18 protein-coding genes are annotated in these 18084 nt (G+C 66.6%); 3 read left to right on the top strand and 15 right to left on the bottom strand.

The window, feature by feature from the left end:
- Nucleotides 1–46: 46 nt before the first annotated feature.
- The 8 genes from atpD to EX88_RS0106115 all read right to left on the bottom strand — a co-directional run bounded on the left by atpD (nucleotide 47) and on the right by EX88_RS0106115 (nucleotide 6887).
- Entirely contained in the window at nucleotides 47–1477 is a 1431-nt protein-coding gene (gene atpD / locus EX88_RS0106150) for a F0F1 ATP synthase subunit beta (RefSeq protein WP_031371123.1), read from the bottom strand.
- 68 nt (nucleotides 1478–1545) lie between these two features.
- Complete coding sequence (gene atpG / locus EX88_RS0106145; RefSeq protein ID WP_031371122.1) at nucleotides 1546–2409, bottom strand: F0F1 ATP synthase subunit gamma; 864 nt, start codon at nucleotides 2407–2409, stop codon at nucleotides 1546–1548.
- A gap of 110 nt (nucleotides 2410–2519) precedes the next feature.
- Nucleotides 2520–4070, bottom strand: coding sequence for a F0F1 ATP synthase subunit alpha (atpA, locus tag EX88_RS0106140; protein ID WP_031371121.1), 1551 nt, complete (start codon nucleotides 4068–4070; stop codon nucleotides 2520–2522).
- Nucleotides 4071–4208: 138 nt separating this feature from the next.
- Entirely contained in the window at nucleotides 4209–4736 is a 528-nt protein-coding gene (locus EX88_RS0106135) for a F0F1 ATP synthase subunit delta (RefSeq protein ID WP_031371120.1), read from the bottom strand.
- Nucleotides 4737–4753: 17 nt separating this feature from the next.
- Nucleotides 4754–5224, bottom strand: a complete 471-nt coding sequence (locus EX88_RS0106130; RefSeq protein ID WP_031371119.1) for a F0F1 ATP synthase subunit B — start codon at nucleotides 5222–5224, stop codon at nucleotides 4754–4756.
- A gap of 89 nt (nucleotides 5225–5313) precedes the next feature.
- Nucleotides 5314–5595 carry a F0F1 ATP synthase subunit C gene (gene atpE, locus EX88_RS0106125; protein ID WP_031371118.1) on the bottom strand — a complete coding sequence of 94 codons (282 nt, stop codon included), beginning with the start codon at nucleotides 5593–5595 and terminating at the stop codon, nucleotides 5314–5316.
- Nucleotides 5596–5671: 76 nt separating this feature from the next.
- Nucleotides 5672–6508 carry a F0F1 ATP synthase subunit A gene (gene atpB / locus EX88_RS0106120; protein WP_031371117.1) on the bottom strand — a complete coding sequence of 279 codons (837 nt, stop codon included), beginning with the start codon at nucleotides 6506–6508 and terminating at the stop codon, nucleotides 5672–5674.
- Nucleotides 6509–6518: 10 nt separating this feature from the next.
- Nucleotides 6519–6887, bottom strand: coding sequence for a hypothetical protein (locus tag EX88_RS0106115; RefSeq protein WP_031371116.1), 369 nt, complete (start codon nucleotides 6885–6887; stop codon nucleotides 6519–6521).
- 322 nt (nucleotides 6888–7209) lie between these two features.
- On the opposite strand from EX88_RS0106115, the gene EX88_RS0106110 reads away from it, so the two are divergent.
- Together EX88_RS0106110 and EX88_RS0106105 are read left to right on the top strand one after the other, a co-directional pair.
- Nucleotides 7210–7416 (top strand): DUF2061 domain-containing protein, encoded by a 207-nt coding sequence (locus EX88_RS0106110; protein WP_031371115.1) that lies wholly within the window; start codon nucleotides 7210–7212, stop codon nucleotides 7414–7416.
- A 294-nt stretch (nucleotides 7417–7710) separates the two neighbouring features.
- Nucleotides 7711–8517, top strand: coding sequence for a hypothetical protein (locus EX88_RS0106105; RefSeq protein ID WP_031371114.1), 807 nt, complete (start codon nucleotides 7711–7713; stop codon nucleotides 8515–8517).
- A gap of 236 nt (nucleotides 8518–8753) precedes the next feature.
- Here the strand turns inward: EX88_RS0106105 and lpdA are convergent, their stop codons facing one another.
- The 4 genes from lpdA to EX88_RS0106085 form a co-directional block, all read right to left on the bottom strand.
- Entirely contained in the window at nucleotides 8754–10580 is a 1827-nt protein-coding gene (lpdA, locus tag EX88_RS0106100; RefSeq protein ID WP_031371113.1) for a dihydrolipoyl dehydrogenase, read from the bottom strand.
- A 109-nt stretch (nucleotides 10581–10689) separates the two neighbouring features.
- Entirely contained in the window at nucleotides 10690–11373 is a 684-nt protein-coding gene (locus EX88_RS0106095) for a hypothetical protein (RefSeq protein ID WP_152566119.1), read from the bottom strand.
- Nucleotides 11374–11615: 242 nt separating this feature from the next.
- Entirely contained in the window at nucleotides 11616–13025 is a 1410-nt protein-coding gene (locus tag EX88_RS0106090; protein WP_031371111.1) for a dihydrolipoyllysine-residue acetyltransferase, read from the bottom strand.
- A 153-nt stretch (nucleotides 13026–13178) separates the two neighbouring features.
- Nucleotides 13179–13961 carry a DUF2884 family protein gene (locus EX88_RS0106085; RefSeq protein WP_031371110.1) on the bottom strand — a complete coding sequence of 261 codons (783 nt, stop codon included), beginning with the start codon at nucleotides 13959–13961 and terminating at the stop codon, nucleotides 13179–13181.
- Between the two features lie 654 nt (nucleotides 13962–14615).
- Here EX88_RS0106085 and EX88_RS0106080 point away from each other — a divergent pair.
- Nucleotides 14616–15248: an OmpW/AlkL family protein gene (locus EX88_RS0106080; protein ID WP_031371109.1), complete on the top strand. Its 633-nt coding sequence runs from the start codon at nucleotides 14616–14618 to the stop codon at nucleotides 15246–15248.
- A gap of 97 nt (nucleotides 15249–15345) precedes the next feature.
- Here the strand turns inward: EX88_RS0106080 and EX88_RS0106075 are convergent, their stop codons facing one another.
- From EX88_RS0106075 to EX88_RS0106065, 3 genes are all read right to left on the bottom strand, one after another.
- Complete coding sequence (locus EX88_RS0106075) at nucleotides 15346–16146, bottom strand: VOC family protein (protein WP_031371108.1); 801 nt, start codon at nucleotides 16144–16146, stop codon at nucleotides 15346–15348.
- 143 nt (nucleotides 16147–16289) lie between these two features.
- On the bottom strand, nucleotides 16290–17174 hold the full coding sequence (locus tag EX88_RS0106070) for a DMT family transporter (protein ID WP_036148157.1): 885 nt from the start codon (nucleotides 17172–17174) through the stop codon (nucleotides 16290–16292).
- A gap of 206 nt (nucleotides 17175–17380) precedes the next feature.
- Nucleotides 17381–17902, bottom strand: a complete 522-nt coding sequence (locus tag EX88_RS0106065; protein ID WP_031371106.1) for a hypothetical protein — start codon at nucleotides 17900–17902, stop codon at nucleotides 17381–17383.
- Nucleotides 17903–18084: the final 182 nt, after the last annotated feature.

Raw genomic sequence — 18084 nt, 5'->3', positions numbered from 1 at the left:
GATTCCCGAATCCCGACTCCCAAATCCCGAGACGCCGTCAGGCGTCTCAGCCCACGCCCATCTTCTTGGCCTTCTCGACCGCTTCCTCGATGCCGCCGACCATGTAGAACGCCTGCTCCGGCAGGTGGTCGTACTCGCCTTCGACGATGCCCTTGAAGCCGCGGATCGTGTCCTTCAGCGACACGTACTTGCCGGGCGCGCCGGTGAACACTTCGGCGACGTGGAAGGGCTGCGAGAAGAAACGCTCGATCTTGCGCGCGCGCGACACGGCCTGCTTGTCTTCTTCCGACAGCTCGTCCATGCCGAGGATCGCGATGATGTCCTTGAGCTCCTTGTACTTCTGCAAGGTGGCCTGGACGCGGCGCGCGGTGTCGTAGTGCTCGGCGCCGATCACGTTCGGGTCGAGCTGACGCGAGGTCGAGTCGAGCGGGTCGACCGCCGGGTAGATACCCAGGGATGCGATGTTACGGCTCAACACGACGGTGGCGTCGAGGTGGGCGAAGGTGGTGGCCGGCGACGGGTCGGTCAGGTCGTCCGCGGGCACGTACACGGCCTGGATCGAGGTGATCGAACCGGTCTTGGTCGAGGTGATGCGCTCCTGCAGGACGCCCATTTCCTCGGCCAGGGTCGGCTGGTAACCCACCGCCGACGGCATACGGCCGAGCAGCGCCGACACTTCGGTACCGGCCAGCGTATAGCGATAGATGTTGTCGACGAAGAACAGGACGTCGCGGCCCTTGCCGTTCTCGTCCTTCTCGTCGCGGAAGTATTCGGCCATGGTCAGGCCGGTCAGGGCGACGCGCAGACGGTTGCCCGGCGGCTCGTTCATCTGGCCGTACACCATCGCGACCTTCGAGTCCTTCAGGCTCTCAAGCTGGATGACGCCGGCTTCGGCCATCTCGTGGTAGAAGTCGTTGCCTTCGCGGGTACGCTCGCCGACGCCTGCGAACACCGACAGACCCGAGTGCTCGGTGGCGATGTTGTTGATCAGCTCGAGCATGTTGACCGTCTTGCCCACGCCGGCGCCGCCGAACAGGCCGACCTTGCCGCCCTTGGCGAACGGGCACATCAGGTCGATGACCTTGATGCCGGTTTCCAGCAGCTCGTTGCCCGAGGACTGGTCGGCGTAATCGGGAGCCGCGCGGTGGATTTCCCAATGCTCGGTGGCTTCGACCGGACCGGCTTCGTCGATCGGCTCGCCGAGCACGTTCATGATGCGGCCCAGGGTGCCCACGCCGACCGGCACCGAAACGCCCTTGCCGGTGTTGATGGCGATCAGATTGCGCTTGAGGCCGTCGGTGGAACCGAGCGCGATCGCGCGCACGATGCCGTCGCCGAGCTGCTGCTGCACTTCGAGCGTGATGGCGGTGTTCTCGACCTTCAGCGCGTCGTACACGCGCGGCACCGATTCGCGTGCGAACTCGACGTCGACGACCGCACCGATGATCTGAACGATCTTGCCCTGGCTGCTGCTCATCTTTGATTCCTCAGTAACTTTCAAATGCTGCTCGTGGTCGCTGGCCTAGGCCGCGCCCACCGGATGGTTTAGACCGCCGCGGCGCCGCCGACGATTTCGGAGATTTCCTGGGTGATCGCCGCCTGACGGGCCTTGTTGTAGACCAGGTTCAGGGTGCCGATCAGCTTGCTGGCGTTGTCGCTCGCCGACTTCATCGCGACCATGCGCGCGGCATGCTCGGAAGCCACGTTCTCCAACACCGCCTGGTACACCAGCGACTCGATGTAGCGCGTCAGCACGTGATCGAGCACGGTCTGCGCATCGGGTTCGTAGATGTAGTCCCAGTCGTGCTTGGCGACCTGCGTTTCCGGCGCCGGCAGCGGCAGCAGCTGATCGAACGCCGCGCGCTGGGTCATCGTGTTGACGAAGTCGTTGTAGCTCAGGAACACGCGATCGATGTTGCCGGCGCTGTAGGCGTCGAGCATGACCTTGATCACGCCGACCAGCTGCTCCAGGTGCGGCTTGTCGCCCAGATGGGTGACCGAAGCGAGCATGTTGACCTTGATGCGGCGGAAGAACACCGACGCCTTCTGGCCGATGGTGACCACGTCGACCTCGACGCCCTGCTCCTGCCACTTGCGGATTTCGCCGAGCAGCTTGCGGAACAGGTTGTTGTTGAGGCCGCCGGCCAGGCCGCGGTCGGACGACACGATCACATAGCCGACGCGCTTGGGATCCTTGCGCTCGACCATGTACGGATGCTTGTAATCGGTGTTGGCCTGGGCCAGGTGACCGATCACTTGCTTGATCACGCGCGCGTACGGGCGCGAGGTCTTCATCCGATCCTGCGCCTTGCGGATCTTGGAAGCCGAGACCATTTCGAGCGCGCGCGTCACCTTGCGGGTGTTCTGCACGCTCTTGATCTTGGTTTTGATTTCTCTGCCGCCGGCCATTGCTCGCTCCGCTCGTGGGATTGGGGGTTCGGGGTTCGGGATTCGCTGAAACGGGGATCGGGATCGGCTGCGCCGAATCCCGAATCCCTAATCGCGAACCCCGGCCTTACTCACCAGGTCCCGGTCCGCTTGAACTCTTCGATGCCCTTCTTGAAGGCGCCTTCGATTTCGTCGTTCCAGTCGCCGCTGTCGTTGATCTTCTTGACCAGCTCGCCGGCGGTGTTGGTGAAGTGCGCGTGCAGCGCCTCTTCGAACGCACCGATCTTGGTCACCGGCACGTCGTCCATGTGGCCCTTGTCGACCGCGTAGATCGACAGCGACTGCAGGGCGATCGACATCGGCGCGTACTGCTTCTGCTTCATCAGCTCGGTGACGCGCTGACCGCGCTCGAGCTGCTTGCGGGTGGCTTCGTCGAGGTCGGAAGCGAACTGCGCGAACGCAGCCAGCTCGCGGTACTGGGCCAGGGCGATACGGATGCCGCCGGACAGCTTCTTGACGATCTTGGTCTGGGCCGCGCCGCCGACGCGCGACACCGAGATACCGGCGTTCACGGCCGGGCGGATGCCGGCGTTGAACAGGTCGGTTTCCAGGAAGATCTGGCCGTCGGTGATCGAGATCACGTTGGTCGGAACGAACGCCGAGACGTCGCCGGCCTGGGTTTCGATGATCGGCAGCGCGGTCAGCGAACCGGTCTTGCCCTTCACTTCGCCGTTGGTGAACTTCTCGACGTAGTCGGTCGACACGCGCGCGGCGCGCTCGAGCAGGCGGCTGTGCAGGTAGAACACGTCGCCCGGGTAGGCTTCGCGGCCCGGCGGGCGCTTGAGCAGCAGCGAGATCTGGCGGTAGGCGACGGCCTGCTTGGACAGATCGTCGTACACGATCAGCGCGTCTTCGCCGCGGTCGAGGAAGTACTCGCCCATGGTGCAGCCCGAGTAGGCGCTGATGTACTGCATCGCGGCCGATTCGGACGCGGTCGCGGCGACCACGATGGTGTGGGCGAGCGCGCCGTTCTCTTCGAGCTTGCGCACGACGTTGGCGACCGAGCTGGCCTTCTGGCCGATCGCGACGTACACGCACTTAATGCCGGTGCCCTTCTGGTTGATGATCGCGTCGATCGCCAGGGCGGTCTTGCCGGTCTGGCGGTCGCCGATGATCAGCTCACGCTGGCCGCGGCCGATCGGGATCATCGCGTCGACGGTCTTGTAGCCGGTCTGCACCGGCTGGTCGACCGACTTGCGCCAGATCACGCCCGGGGCCACGCGCTCCACCGGAGCGGTCATGGTCGCGGCGATCGGGCCCTTGCCGTCGATCGGCTCGCCGAGGGCGTTGACCACGCGGCCGAGCAGTTCGCGGCCGACCGGCACTTCCAGGATGCGTGCGGTGGTCTTGGCGATGTCGCCTTCGCGCAGGTGTTCGTAATCGCCCAGCACCACGGCGCCGACCGAGTCGCGCTCCAGGTTCAACGCCAGGGCGAAGGTGTTGTTCGGCAGTTCGATCATTTCGCCCTGCATCACGTCGGCCAGGCCGTGGATGCGCACGATGCCGTCGGACACCGAGGTGACCGTGCCTTCATTGCGCGCTTCGGCGGCCAGCTTGACCTTCTCGATGCGGGTCTTGATCAGTTCGCTGATTTCGGACGGGTTGAGCTGGGTGCTTGCCATTGTCGTTTCCTTGGTCCTGCATCGCGATGGGGCGACGCGCGGGTGCTTTCTTTTGGTTCGGGAGTCGGGAATGGGGAATCGGGAATCGGAAGAGCTACTGCTTCGACGATTCTCTATTCCCTATTCTCTATTCCCGGCTTAACCGGCCAACGCCGTCTGCAGGCGCGCGAGCTTGCCCTTGAGCGAGCCATCGATCACCACGTCGCCGGCATCGATCACCGCACCGCCGATCAGCGACGCGTCGACGGCCGTCTCGACTTCGACCTTGCGGCCGAAGCGCTTCACCAGCGCGGCCGTGATCGATTCGAGTTCGGCCGCGGGCAGATCGCTGGCGGAGGTGACCTTGGCCTTGACCACGCGGTCGGCTTCGGCGCGCAGTTCCTCGAACTGACCGGAGATCTCCGGCAGCAGCGCCAGACGGCGGTTGTCGGCCAACAGCGCGAGAAAGCGCTGGAAGGCTTCGTCCGCGCCGTCGATCGCGACCAGGCCGACCGCGTCGGCCAGGGTCAGCTGCGGATGACCGAGCAGCCCCTGCACCTGCGGATCGCCGGCGACGCGCGCCGCGAAGGCGAGCGCCTGGGACCATTCGGCGGAGCGGCCGGCGTCGTTCGCGGCCGCAAAAGCGGCGCGGGCGTACGGACGTGCGAGGGTAAGGTTCTGGCTCATCGCGTTGGGCTATCCGATCAGATTTCTGCGGCCAGCTCGTCGAGCAGCGCCTTGTGGGCGTTGGCGTCGATTTCGCGCTTGAGCAGCTTTTCGGCGCCGCTCACGGCCAGCGTGGACACCTGCTTGCGCAGATCCTCGCGAGCGCGATCGGTGGCCGCGGCGATTTCGGCGTCGGCCAGCGCTTTCAGGCGCGTGCCTTCGACGACGGCGTCGGTCTTGGCCTGGTCGATGATCTGATTGGCGCGCTGATGCGCCTGATCGATGATCTCGTTGGCCTTGGTACGGGCTTCACGCAGCGCCGCGTCGACGCTTTCCTGCGCCTGCGCAAGGTCTTTCTGGCTGCGTTCGGCAGCCGCAAGACCTTCGGCGATTTTCTTCTGGCGCTCTTCGATCGCTGCGTTCAGCGGCGGCCAAATGAACTTCATCGTGAACCATACGAGGATCGCGAAGGAGAGCATCTGACCGAAGAAAGTCATGTTGGGATTCATGACGGGTCCTCGACGTTGCTTACGTTGGGCCGGCTAACGCCGGCCCGGGTTGCCGAATCGTGCCCCGGTCGGGGCACGGTTCTGCCTGATCAGCCAGCGGCGCCAGCGAGCTTGACGGCTTCGATCAGCGGGTTGGCGAACGCGAAGAACAGGGCAACGGCGAGGCCGATGATGAACGCGGCGTCGATCAGGCCGGCCAGCAGGAACATGCGGCCCTGCAGCATCGGGACCAGCTCCGGCTGACGCGCGGCGGATTCGAGGAACTTCGAACCCATGATCGCGATGCCCAGGCAAGCGCCGAGCGCGCCGAGGCCGATGATGATGCCGATCGCGATGGCGGTCAGACCCTGAACGTTGGCGATGAACTCCATGGTGCTTCTCCTGGTAGAGGTAGTGCTAAACGGTGAAGGGAAAACGAATGAGGGGTGGTGCGCGTCGAGCGATGGATCAATGACTTTCGCGGGCGCCGGCGATGTAGACGACCGTGAGGATCATGAAGATGAAGGCCTGCAACAGGATGATCAGGATGTGGAAGATCGCCCAGGCCGCGTTGGCGATCACGCCGGGCACGAACGTGTAGATGCTTCCCATCAGACCGGCGATGAGCATGAACACCAGCTCGCCGCCGTACATGTTGCCGAACAGTCGCATCGCGAGCGAAACCGGCTTGACCAGCCACTCGATGATGTTCATGACGAGGTTGACCGGCACCAGCACGAGCTTCATCGGGCCGTGCGCGTGGAACGGCGCGGTGACCAGTTCCTTGCCGAAGCCGCCGACGCCCTTGGCCGAAACCGCGTGGCCGATCAGGATGAAGAACACCGAGGCCGAGATCGCGAACGTGGTGTTGAGGTCGGCGGTCGGAACGGCGCGGAAATACGTGTGGTGCGCCGCTTCCGGACCGGCGGTGACGTGGACCAGCCAGCCGAACAGGTCGAGCGGCAGCAGGTCCATCGTGTTCATGAACACGACCCACATGAAGATGGTCAGCGCCAGCGGGGTCACCGAACGGCGGTCGCCGTGGAAGGTGTCCTTCACCTGGCCGTCGATGAATTCGAGAATGATCTCGACGAAAGCCTGGCCCTTGCTCGGGACGCCCGCGGTGGCCTTGCGTGCCGCCAGACCGAACCACAGGATGAAGAGCAGGCCGAGCACCAAAGCGACGATCCACGAGTCGAAATTGAACTTCGACATCGCTTCACTGCCAAAGACCTCACTGGTGTTGTGGGTCAAATGGTGCTTGATGTATTCGTTCAGGCCGCCCGAACCGGTCTGTTCACTCACGAAAGACACCTTATCGTTTCAAAAGATTGGCCAGTACGAAGGCCAGCGTCGCCGCCAGCAGCCCCACCAGCATTGGAAGCGGAGGTAGACGCCACCAGGCCATTCCGAGCCCGAGCACCGCCAGTACCACCACCCATTTGAATATGACTCCGGCCAACAACCGACCCACTACCATCCCGGCCGGCTGCACGCCTCCCCCCAATGCCATCCTGGCGGCCACGAGGCTGCCAGCGACCGTCGCGCCGCCGCCGACCGCCGCCGCCAATGCGTGGGACGCACCGAAGGGGTAGAAGGCCAGCGCAGCCAGCGCCATCGCGCCGAATTGCCAGGCAATCGCGCGCGACGCCAACCGGCGACCTGCGGACAAAGGATCGTGCACGCGGGACTCGTCGGTATGGGGTTGGCGCAAAGCGCCCGGTAGAGCCGCAAAAGTATAGAACGCGGGCGCAGTTGCGGCAACCGGCGTCGGTCATACCTGTGCGCAGCGCCCGGTAGTACACGGCATCTATGGCGGCGGCGGAGAACTTCATGGCCGCGACTATGGCCCGCACTGCGCGGCCGTTGAATTACCCGGCAGGTAAAGCGCGCGCCGCGGGCGGCCGCATCGATAGCCGGGATCTATCGTATCGAGCATAAAGGTCGATTTGATTTCCGAAGGCAAAGGCGTATTGTTGAGAATAATTCTCATTTAGGCCATCCCCATGAGCAAGACCCTCAGCTTTGCCTGCGTGCATTTCTCGGTCGCGTTCCTCGTGGGCTACCTGATGACCGGCAGCGTCTGGGTCGGCGGCGCGCTGGCCCTGGTCGAACCGGCCTGCAACACGGTGGCCTTCCACTTTCACGAGAAGATCTGGAAGCGGATCGAACGCCGCCGCGCCGCGGCCTCGCCGGGCGCCCTGGCGACTTGATCGAAATCTTTGACGAAGTTCGGAACCTTTCGCGAAAGCACCGGTCAGTATCTGTGAACGCCCGCCGCCTCTCTCTCCTCGTCAATGGCAAAGCAGCGGCGGGCTCCCCCGAAGCCCCGGCATGACCCGCCGGGGCTTCGCCTTTTTGCGGCAAGGGTCACGTTCGAGGCATTGCGACTTTGCCGCAACGGTCAGCACCGCTTTTTTTCACCGTCACTGCACTTCTTGCGCGGCATTCATGGACCCGCCAGTACATCAAACCGTACTGCGCTTCCCCCGCAACGGAGTGATCCCGTGAACCCGAAACTTTTGCCACTGACGCTCGCGTTGGCCGCGACGAGCGCTTTGTTCGCGCAATCCGCGCATGCCGAAGACGATCGCTTCACCGTACGTTTGGGCGCCATGTCGGTCGAAGGCAGCGGCGAACTCAGCGCCGGCACCACCTTCCGCGGCGAACCCTACCGATTCAGCCAGGACTTCGATTTCGGCAGCCGCGAAACCGTGCCGCGCATCGAGGGCGTGTTCCGCTTCAGCGAGCGCAACCGCCTGCTGTTCAACTACTTCGGCTACGACAAGAGCAAACGCGCAACCCTCGGCGAGGCGATTTCCTACGACGACACCACCATTCCGGCCGGCAGTTTCGCCGAGGCCAAGGCCAAGTTCGAACTGGCCAGCGTGATGTACGACTACGCCGTGGTCGAAACCGAAACGGTGAGCTGGGGTCTGCAGATCGGCGTGGAGTACGCCAAGCTCGAAGGCAAGCTGCGTGCCGAGGCCGGCGCCGACAACTACCGCACCAGTTCCAGCGAAGACGGCTATGCGCCGGTGGTCGGCACGCGCCTGACCCTGTCGCCGAACGACCGCTGGCGCTTCGTCGTCCAGGGCCAGTACCTCGACGCCGATTGGGGCGATTTCGGCGATTACGAAGGCGACATCAGCCGCGCCAACGCCCTGGTCGAATACCGCTTCACCCCGGCGATCGGCGCCTTCGTCGGCTACGACTGGTTCAAGATCGACGCCCGGCGCGCAGGCAACGACGGCGTGATCGGCCTGGACCAGCGATTCAAGGGGCCGATGGCCGGCGTGACGTTCTCGTTCTGAGGCCGCGTTTGCTCATGCGTGCGGCGCATTCGCGCCGCACGCGCAGCGATCTGGAACGCCGTGATGCGACCAAGGCAGGAGCGGCGCAAGCCGCGACAACGCAGCCCCATGATGGTCGCGCCGGTCGCCGCCGGTTCGCGGTCGCGGCTTGCGCCGCTCCTACCCTGGGATCGCTAGCCCGCAACTCAGATCGTAATGCGGGCGGCGCCCTGCCGACGCTGCCCGCCGAGAGCTGATCAGCCCTTCTTCTTGGGGATATACAAATCGGTGATGGTGCCGTCGAACACCTCGGCGGCCATGCCGACCGATTCGCTCAGGGTCGGGTGCGGGTGGATGGTGTGGCCGATGTCGGCGACTTCGCAGCCCATCTCGATCGCCAGGCCGATCTCGGCGATCAGGTCGCCGGCGTGCACGCCGACGATGCCGCCGCCGACGATGCGGTGGGTGGCTTCGTCGAAGATCAGCTTGGTGAAGCCCTCGGTGCGGCCGATGCCGATCGCGCGGCCGCTGGCGGCCCACGGGAACTTGCCGATGCCGACCTTGAGGCCCTTGGCCTTGGCCTCGCTCTCGGTGACGCCGACCCAGGCGATTTCCGGATCGGTGTAGGCCACCGACGGAATCACCCGCGCCACCCACTCTTTCTTCTCGCCGGCGGCCACTTCGGCGGCGAGCTTGCCTTCGTGGGTGGCCTTGTGGGCCAGCATCGGGTTACCGACCAGATCGCCGATGGCGAAGATGTGCGGCACGTTGGTGCGCATCTGCCGGTCGGCCGGAATAAAGCCGCGTTCGGTCACGCTGACGCCGGCCTGGTCGGCGCCGATCTTGCCGCCGTTCGGCGCGCGGCCCACCGCGACCAGCACACGGTCGTAGACGGTCGCTTCGAGCGCGGCGGCCTTGCCGGCTTCGGCGCTTTCGAAGGACACCTTGATGCCTTCCTTCAGCGCCTCGGTGGCCGCGGCCTTGGTCTTCAGATGCACCGCCACGCCTTGCCTCTTAAGGCGGTCGGCGAGCGGCTTGACCAGGTCGGGATCGGCGCCCGGCATCAGCTGGTCCATGAACTCGACCACGGTGACTTCGCTGCCCAGCGCGCGGTACACCGTGGCCATTTCCAGGCCGATGATGCCGCCGCCGACGACCAGCAGTTTCTGCGGAATCTCGGCCAGCTCCAGCGCGTCGGTGGAATCCATCACGCGCTGGTCGTCCCACGGGAAATTGCCGAGCTTCACCGCCTGCGAACCGGCGGCGATGATGCATTGCTCGAAGCGGATCAACTGAGTGCCGCCCTCGCCCGCAACTTCCAGCTCGTTGGGCGAGACGAAGCGGCCGGTGCCGGAGACCACGCGCACTTTGCGCTGCTTGGCCATGCCGGCCAGGCCCTTGGTCAACTGGCCGACCACTTTTTCCTTGTACTTGCGCAACGCGTCCAGGTCGATGCTCGGCTTGCCGAAGCTGACGCCGTAATCGCCGGCGTGCTCGGCCTCGTCGATGACCGCGGCCGCATGCAGCAGCGCCTTGGACGGAATGCAGCCGACGTTGAGGCAGACGCCGCCGAGGCTGGCGTAGCGCTCGACCAGCACCGTGTCGAGGCCGAGGTCGGCGGCGCGGAACGCGGCGGTGTAGCCGCCGGGGCCGGAGCCGAGCACGAGCATGCGGCATTCGACGTCGGCCTTGCGGCCGCTCGCCGCGGCGGCGGCCGGCGCGGGTGCGCTGCTTGCCGTTGCCGTTGCTGCCGCAGCGGGAGCCGCAGCGGCAGCGGGCTTCGGCGCTTCGGCCGGCGCCGCTGCGCTGTTGTCCGCGGCCGGCTTCGGCGCCTCGCCTGCGCCTTCGGCTTCGAGGATCGCGATCACCGCGCCCTCGGAGACCTTGTCGCCGATCTTGACGCTGATCGACTTGACCACGCCGTCGGCCGACGAGGGCACTTCCATCGTCGCCTTGTCCGATTCCAGCGTGACCAGGCCCTGGTCTTTCTTCACCGTATCGCCGACGGCGACCAGCAATTCGATCACCGGCACGTCGTCGTAGCCGCCGATGTCGGGAACCTTCACTTCGATGTTGTTGGCCATGACGCTGCGTCCTTTGTTCTATCTCGGGCCGACGGCGCGCTCGAAGCGTCCGTCGTGGGGGCGGCCATCGCAGCGCGACGGCCTGGCATGGGGCGGCGCGTACGCCGGATCAGCTCGCCGGCGCCGATGCGGCTTCGGCCAGACGCTTGTCCAATTCGTCCAGCGATTCTTCCAGCGCGCGCCAGCGGCGCTCGCGCTTGGACTCGCTTTCGTTCGCCGCCTCGGTCATCAGGCCGACCTGTTCCATGATCGATTCGCCCGGCCCGCAATCGGGGCGCACGCCGCTGATGCGCAGGCCGTCGACGACGAAGATCAACTGGTCCTGCTCGTGGAACTCGGCGGCCTTGCCTTCCGGCGCCAGCGTCGACAGCGCGCGCTTCCAGCTCGCGACCAGGCGCTGGGCCAGAGCGGCCGGCATCGGCGCCTCTTCGTTCTCGACTTCCTGGTCCACCCGCAGTTCCAGCGCCGAGCTGCGGCGCGAGGAGCTCCAGGCCGCGACACGCTCGCTGGCGGTGGCGTGGCGCAGGGTCCAAGCGCTCTCGCCCGGAATCAGCATCAGGCCGCTCTCGACGCCGCGCGCCGGCAGATAGGTCAGACGCAGGCCAGGCTCGGCCTTGGCCGCGAGCAGTTGCTCGACCGCCGAGCCGTGGTTTTCGGTAGCCGGCGGCCAACCGCGGCCCAGGGACACTTGGCAGCCATCGGCGGCATGAGCCAACGGAGCGGCCAGCAGCAAGGCGATCAGGCCGATGCGGCCAAGACGGCGTGGAGCGGAGACGTTCGGTATGCGGCTCATTACGGCGGGAAATCCTATGGAGAACAGCGGGCGTCGGGGCGTGGAGCTTGCGAGGCCGGCGCGGCCGCAATGACGTGTCCCGGTCGTGGACCGGAGCGCATCGCGGCGGCATCGCCGGCGTCGGGCGAAATCGGCATGGCGGCCTGGCACGGTAGCCTGCTCCGCGCCGCCGCCGATGACGGCAGCGACGCGATACGCACTACGGAACCTAAACGGGAAGCCATCGCCGACGCGTGCCGCGCTTACAACAGCACGCGGCGCAGATCGGCCAGCAACTGCGCCAGGTAGGCGGTGAAGCGCGCGGCGGCGGCGCCGTCGATGACGCGGTGGTCGTAGGACAGCGACAGCGGCAGGAGCAGGCGCGGCACGAACTGCTTGCCGTCCCAGACCGGCTTGGTCGCCGACTTGGACACGCCGAGGATGGCGACTTCCGGCGCGTTGACGATCGGCGTGAACGAGGTGCCGCCGATGCCGCCGAGCGAGCTGATCGAGAAGCAACCGCCGCTCATGTCGGCCGGCCCCAGCTTGCCGTCGCGCGCCTTGGCGGCGAGCTCGCCGGTTTCCTTGGCGATCTGCAGCACGCCCTTCTTGTCGCAGTCGCGCACCACCGGAACCACCAGGCCGTTCGGGGTGTCGGCGGCGAAGCCGATGTGGAAATACTTCTTGAGGGTCAGGTTTTCGCCGGAGGCATCGAGCGAGGCGTTGAAGTCGGGGTACTTCTTCAGCGCGGCCACGCTGGCCTTCATCAGGAAGGCGAGCATGGTCAGCTTCATGCCCGACTTCTCGTTCTCCTTGTTGAGCGCGACGCGCAGCGCTTCGAGCTCGGTGATGTCGGCATCGTCGTGCTGGGTGACGTGCGGGATCATCGCCCAGTTGCGCGCGAGGTTGGCGCCGGAAAGCTTCTTGATGCGCGACAGCGCGACCGTCTCGGTCTCGCCGAACTTGCTGAAGTCGACCTTCGGCCACGGCAACAGGTTGAGGCCGCCGCCGTTCGAGGCCGGCGCGCCGCCGGTCGCGGCGACCGCGCCGCCGCCCTGCATCACGCCCTTGACGAAGGACTGCACGTCTTCCTTGCTGATGCGGCCGCCGCGTGCGCTGCCGCTGACTCGACCCAGGTCGACGCCGAGCTCGCGTGCGAACAGACGCACCGCCGGGCTCGCGTACGGCACCTTGTCGGGCATGAGTTCGTCGGCGGTGAACGCCACCGGCGGGGTGCGCGGCGGCATCGCTTCGGGGTCGGTGCCGGCGTTGGCGCCGGGGATCGCTGCAGGGGTTGCGGCAGGCGCGGCCGGGGCTTCGGCCTTCGCTGCGACCGGGGCTTCGGCTTTGGCAGGAGCGGGTGCCGCAGCTGCGGGCGCGGCGGGTTTTGCCGGCTCTTGCGGCGAAGCAGGCGCTGCTTTGGCTTCCCCTTCGGTGGGTTCGATCAGCGCGACCACGCTGCCTTCGGCGAGTTGGTCGCCGATCTTGACCTTGAGCTCGCGCACCACGCCGGCGAACGGTGCCGGCACTTCCATCGTGGCCTTGTCCGATTCCAGCGTCACCAGTCCCTGGTCCTGGGTGACCGTGTCGCCGACCGCGACCAGCAGTTCGATGACGGGTACGCCGTCGTAGTCGCCGATGTCGGGGACGCGTGCTTCCTTCAGCTCAGCCATTTCGTGGGGCTCCGCAATGCGCGAAAACCCTATTGTGGCGGTTGCAGGCGGTCACGCCAACCGCGTTGCCGGCCAATACCCACTAAAGGCCTAAGCGGCACCGGGACGCACACCGGCGGTGTCAGCGTACGCCCCAGTACTGCCGTGCGCCGGTCACGGCTTGGCGGATTTGCCCGACTTGGCCGGCGTCGACTCGACCTGCAACAGATCCAGCGGCTGGCCCTGGTAGCGGTATTCCAGTGCGTCCTCGAGTACATCGAGCGCGCGCATCTGCCGGCACAGGCCTTCGGCGCGGCGTCCGAGCGCGTCGGCGCGCGGCTGCACCGCGGCTTCGATCCTGGCATCCAGGTCGTCGAGCTTCTGCAGACGGCCGACATCGCCGCTGAAGGCGGCGGTGACCGCGCCGCCGACGACCTCGCCGATCACCGTCGGCAGGGTGTCGCCGAGCGCATCGCCGATGCCGTCGCCGAGCGCCTTGCCACTAAAGTGGGTCGGGGTGATCACCCGGCTCAGACGGGCGTCGAGCTGCTGGCGCGCCTTCTCGACATGGGCGCGGGTGCGCTCGGGATGGTTGCCCAACGCCGCGGCGACCTCACCGAGCGCGGTGAAGGCGATGCCCGCCGCTTCCCGGCCGATCAGCTGCGCTTCCGGCATGGCCGCGCGGGTGCCGCGTTCGAACTCGGCCAGGCGGCGCGCGTCGGCGGCGTCGAGCGCGATCCAGCGGTCGTCGACGAACAAACGCCCCTGGCGCATCACGATGGCCTTCGGCTCGCCGCTCTCGCGGGTCAGGATCAGGCTGCGCTCGTTGAGGGTCAGGAAATAGCCGCTGTCGATTTCGCAACTGGCGTCGACATGGATGTTGGAGGCGAAACTCGAACCGCAGGCCAGCGTCAGTGCGGCCAGGGCGGTCAGTCGGAACGTGTGGGACGGGCGCATCGTCGGGTCCTCGACGGTGGAGTGCGTTCAGGATGCCGCAGCGCCGCCGCGCCGGCCCGTGCCGATGGGCGGCGTGACCTTCGTCATGGCCGTTGGCCTTGCCGGCTGTGGCGGTTGGATCGGCGGTTGGATCGGCGGACGGGTCGCCTGCTCTGCGCCGATCCAGGCCGATCGCCGCGCAAATGCACCGATACGGGTGTGCATTGCGTTCCCGGCATGGAACGCACCGGTTCGCCGATCGCTCATGCAGAGAAGCAAGCATGGCATGGCGATGCGGCGGCTTTGCGCAATCCGATCGCTCGGCGCCCGCGTCGACAACGAACGCGCCAGCGCCGCGCGACATCGTTCATCGGTCGCGACGAACACGCGAAACCCTTGTGGCGCGTGCGATCTGCGATGAATTCCTGCGCATTGACAGCGCTCGCAAGCGACGATTTTTCGCGTGCATGCATTACGAGATGAACGCAGGTTCATGCAAGTCGCGCACGGTTCATTTTGTTCATTTTTCCCTTGAAAACACGTGTCTAACACGATGCTCGCGTGAAAGTTCCTTCACCCGCGTTCGCGCGGCAAGTTCGGTTCATGCGTGCATGGCTATCTTGCGCCTCGCCTCCCCCAAGGCATCGACACAACACAACAACAGGAGATATCTCCATGATGCGCTTTCGTCATTTGACCCTTGCCCTGATGGGCGCCATGGCCTTTGCCCCGGCCGCCTTCGCTCAGGATTCCACCACCACCGACACCGCGAGCGGCAAGCGCTTCGCCGTCGTCGGCGGTTACGCGCTCAGCCAGCCGACCAAGAACCCGCTGATCGGCGGCGTACGCACCGATCTCGACGGTGAAGGCGCGGCCACGCTCAGCGCCAGCTACTACATCAACGACAACATCGCCATCGAGGCGTGGGGTTCGGCCGACAAGTTCGGTCACCGCGTCAACGCCGGCGGCGGCAAGATCGGCAGCGTCGATTCGCAGCCCATCGCGCTGAGCGGCCAGTACCACTTCCGTACCGCCGACAGCACCGTGCGTCCGTTCCTGGGCCTGGGCTACTACGAAGCCAACTACAGCAACGAGACCCCGATCGCCGGCCAGCGCCTGGGCGTCGAGAACGCCAAGGGCGCGATGGCGACCGCCGGCGTCGACCTCAACATCACCCCGACCTGGTTCGCCCGCGCCGACGTGCGCTACATGCAGGGCAAGTCGGACGTGAAGCTCAACGGCCTCAAGGTCGGCGAAGCCGAGCTGAACCCGGTGACCGTCGGTATCGGCGTCGGCGCACGCTTCTGATCGCCTGATCGCATCGTTACGCAACACCCAACGGGCTCCTTCGGGAGCCCGTTGTCGTTTCGACCGCTATCGCTCGGTGCGTTGTCGTCGCCAACGCTCAGGCGAAGGTCTGCGGATCGGCCACGCGGATCAGGTAGAACGCGGCCCCGCTCGGATCGCTCAGGCGCGCGATGCGGTCGGCGCCGGCGTCGAACGGCGCCAGCAGGACGCGACCGCCGAGCGCCACCGCGCGCGCGACGCAGGCATCGACATCGCGCACCTGCAGATAGATCGACCAATGCGGTGCCATGTCGCCCCACTCCGGTCCCATCTGCATTAGGCCGCCGAGCCTGCGCCGATCGTCGGAAAACACCCGGTAGCCGCTCGCCGCGGCCGGCTGCGCCTGCATGCGCCAACCGAACAAGCGCCGGTAATAGGCTTCGGCGCGGTCGAGGTCGCGCGTGGCCAGTTCGGCCCAGCACACGGCGTTGTCGACGCCGAGGCGGTCGACGCCGGGATGCGCGCGCTGCTGGGCGAGCAGGAAGGCGACGCCTTCCGGATCGCTGCACACCGCCATGCGTACATGCTCCATGAGCTCGAACGGCGCGGCGATCAAACGCCCGCCCAGCGCGACGGCGCGCTTGGCGACGGTGTCGCAGTCGGCGGCGCGGAAATACACGCCCCAATGCGGCACGCTGCTGCCGTCCGGCCCCGGCCAGGCGCCGGGCACCAGGCTGTAGGCGCCGGCGACGTCGTGGCCGTCGAGCTTGAAGATCGTGTACGGACTGCTGTCCGGCATCGGGGTGCGTTCGATGGTCCAACCGAACAAAGCACAATAGAACGCCTCGGCCGCGACCTGGCCGTCGGTCGCCAACTCGAACCAACACGGCGCTCCCGGCGCGTGGACGAGCGAGGTCATCGTGGCTCTCCCCCTGACTACCCCTCGACACTACGCCGTGGCGAAGAAATCGTCATGGCGCGCTGCGGCGAAAGCGCTGCGCTGCGGTGCCTTGGGTGAGACAGCAGGAGTTTCGGTGAGCCTCGGCCAGAACGGCACCGCGCTCAGGGATGTTCGGCCTCGACGTGGACGCGTTCGCGGCGCAGCAAATACAGCCCGCTGGCGACGATGATGGCGGCGCCGATCCAGGTCGTCGAATCGGGCAATACGCCCCACAAGCTGAGGTCGAGCAATACGCCCCAGATCAAGGCCGTGTACTCCAGCGGCGCGATCAGCGAGGCCTCGCCGAGGCGGAAGGCTTCGGTGACCGCGTATTGCCCGATCGAACCGGCGACGCCGAGGCCGGCGATCAGCCACAGGTCTTCGCCGCGGATCGGCGCCCACGCAGGCAAGGCCAGGGCGCCGGCGCCGAGGGTCAACATCACCATCAGCCAGACCATCATCGCCTGGGTGCTGTCGGTGCGCGACAGCAGGCGCACGGTAATAGCGCTGACCGCATAGCCCAACGCCGCGGCCAACACCGCCAGCGCGGCCAGACTCAGCATGCCCTCGCCGCTCGGCCGCAGCAGTACCAGCACGCCGATCAGGCCGATGCCGATCGCGACCCAGCGCCGCGGCCCGACCCGTTCGCCGAGGATCGGCCCGGACAGCGCGGTGATCAGCAAAGGCGCGATGAAGAAGATCGAATACGTCGTCGACAGCGGCAACCGATGCACGCCGTAGACGAAGGTCGCCATCATGCCGATGCCGAGCACGCCGCGCAGCAGATGCAGCGACCAGCGCACCCGCAACAGAGGCTTCAGCCCGCCGCTGGCCAGCGCCCAGGTCAGCACGAACGGCAGCGAGGACGCGCCGCGCAGCGCGGCGACCTGGAAGGGTTGGTAGTGCGCCGACAGCAGCTTCAGCAGCGCGTCCATGATCGAGAACATCACCACCGCGACCAGCATGGTCGCCATCGCGCGACGGCGATGCGGATGCGCCACGCTCATGACGAGCGCAGGCCGGCGCAAGCGGCGTGCCGGGCGCAGGACAGGAAGCGGTGGTGTGACGAGAAGGACATGTCGGCCGATCGAAGCGGGACCGTCTATCTTGCCCGGCGCGCCTGCGCGCGTCATCCGGCCGACGGCGGACGCGATGAGACCGGGACGATGCCGCCCGGGCCGGCGCCGACAGAGCCAGCCGCGGCAGAGCAGGATCAGCCGCGCCGACGCAGCCGGCGTCCGAGCCCCACGCTGTAGGCCTGGTAGTAGCCCAGCAGCAGGCCGCCCACCGCGAGCAGGCTGCCTTGCCGCGGCAACCAACTGGCATGGTCGCTCCAGCCATGCGCGGCCTGCCACAGGCCGAACACGATCCGCGCTGCGACCACCAGGGTCAGGCCCAGGATCAGCCAGCGGTTCGGTGTGTAGTACAGGCTCTGGGCCTCGTACTCGAAGCGGGTCAGGCAGACGCCAAGCAGACCGAGCAACAGGCCTGCGCCCCAGCCGAGCGCGGCATACAGCGGCGCATCGGCGATCCAGTAGCCGACCAGCCAGGCGCTGACGAAGAAGATCAGCAGCGACAGCAGCGACAAGGCCGCCGCCAGCCGCACCGCCCACGGCAGGGCCCGGCGCCGGGCCTTGCCGTAGCGATAGCGCTGGATCAGCCCGAGCGGCAACAGCACCGCCCACAGCATCAGCAGGAGGAGCAAGGCCAGCGGAATCAGCAGCAACAGGGGCATGGCCGCAGCTTAGCGGCAGGCCGGGCCAAGGCCGCGCGAAGGAGGCGGCATGGGGATGGCGACCTCACCTCGTAACCCCATGAGGCTTGGAGCGCTCACTTTTTGCCCGTCATCCCCGCATAGGCGGGGGTGAGCGGACGTGGGTGCGAGCCACCGGCTCGCACGGCCGTGAACGCCAGGGT

This window comes from Lysobacter antibioticus, from assembly GCF_000731095.1.
GTDB classification, from domain to species: Bacteria; Pseudomonadota; Gammaproteobacteria; order Xanthomonadales; family Xanthomonadaceae; genus Lysobacter; species Lysobacter antibioticus_B.
Note: the sequence above shows the minus strand (reverse complement) of the source record. Positions and strands in the feature narration are given on the sequence as shown.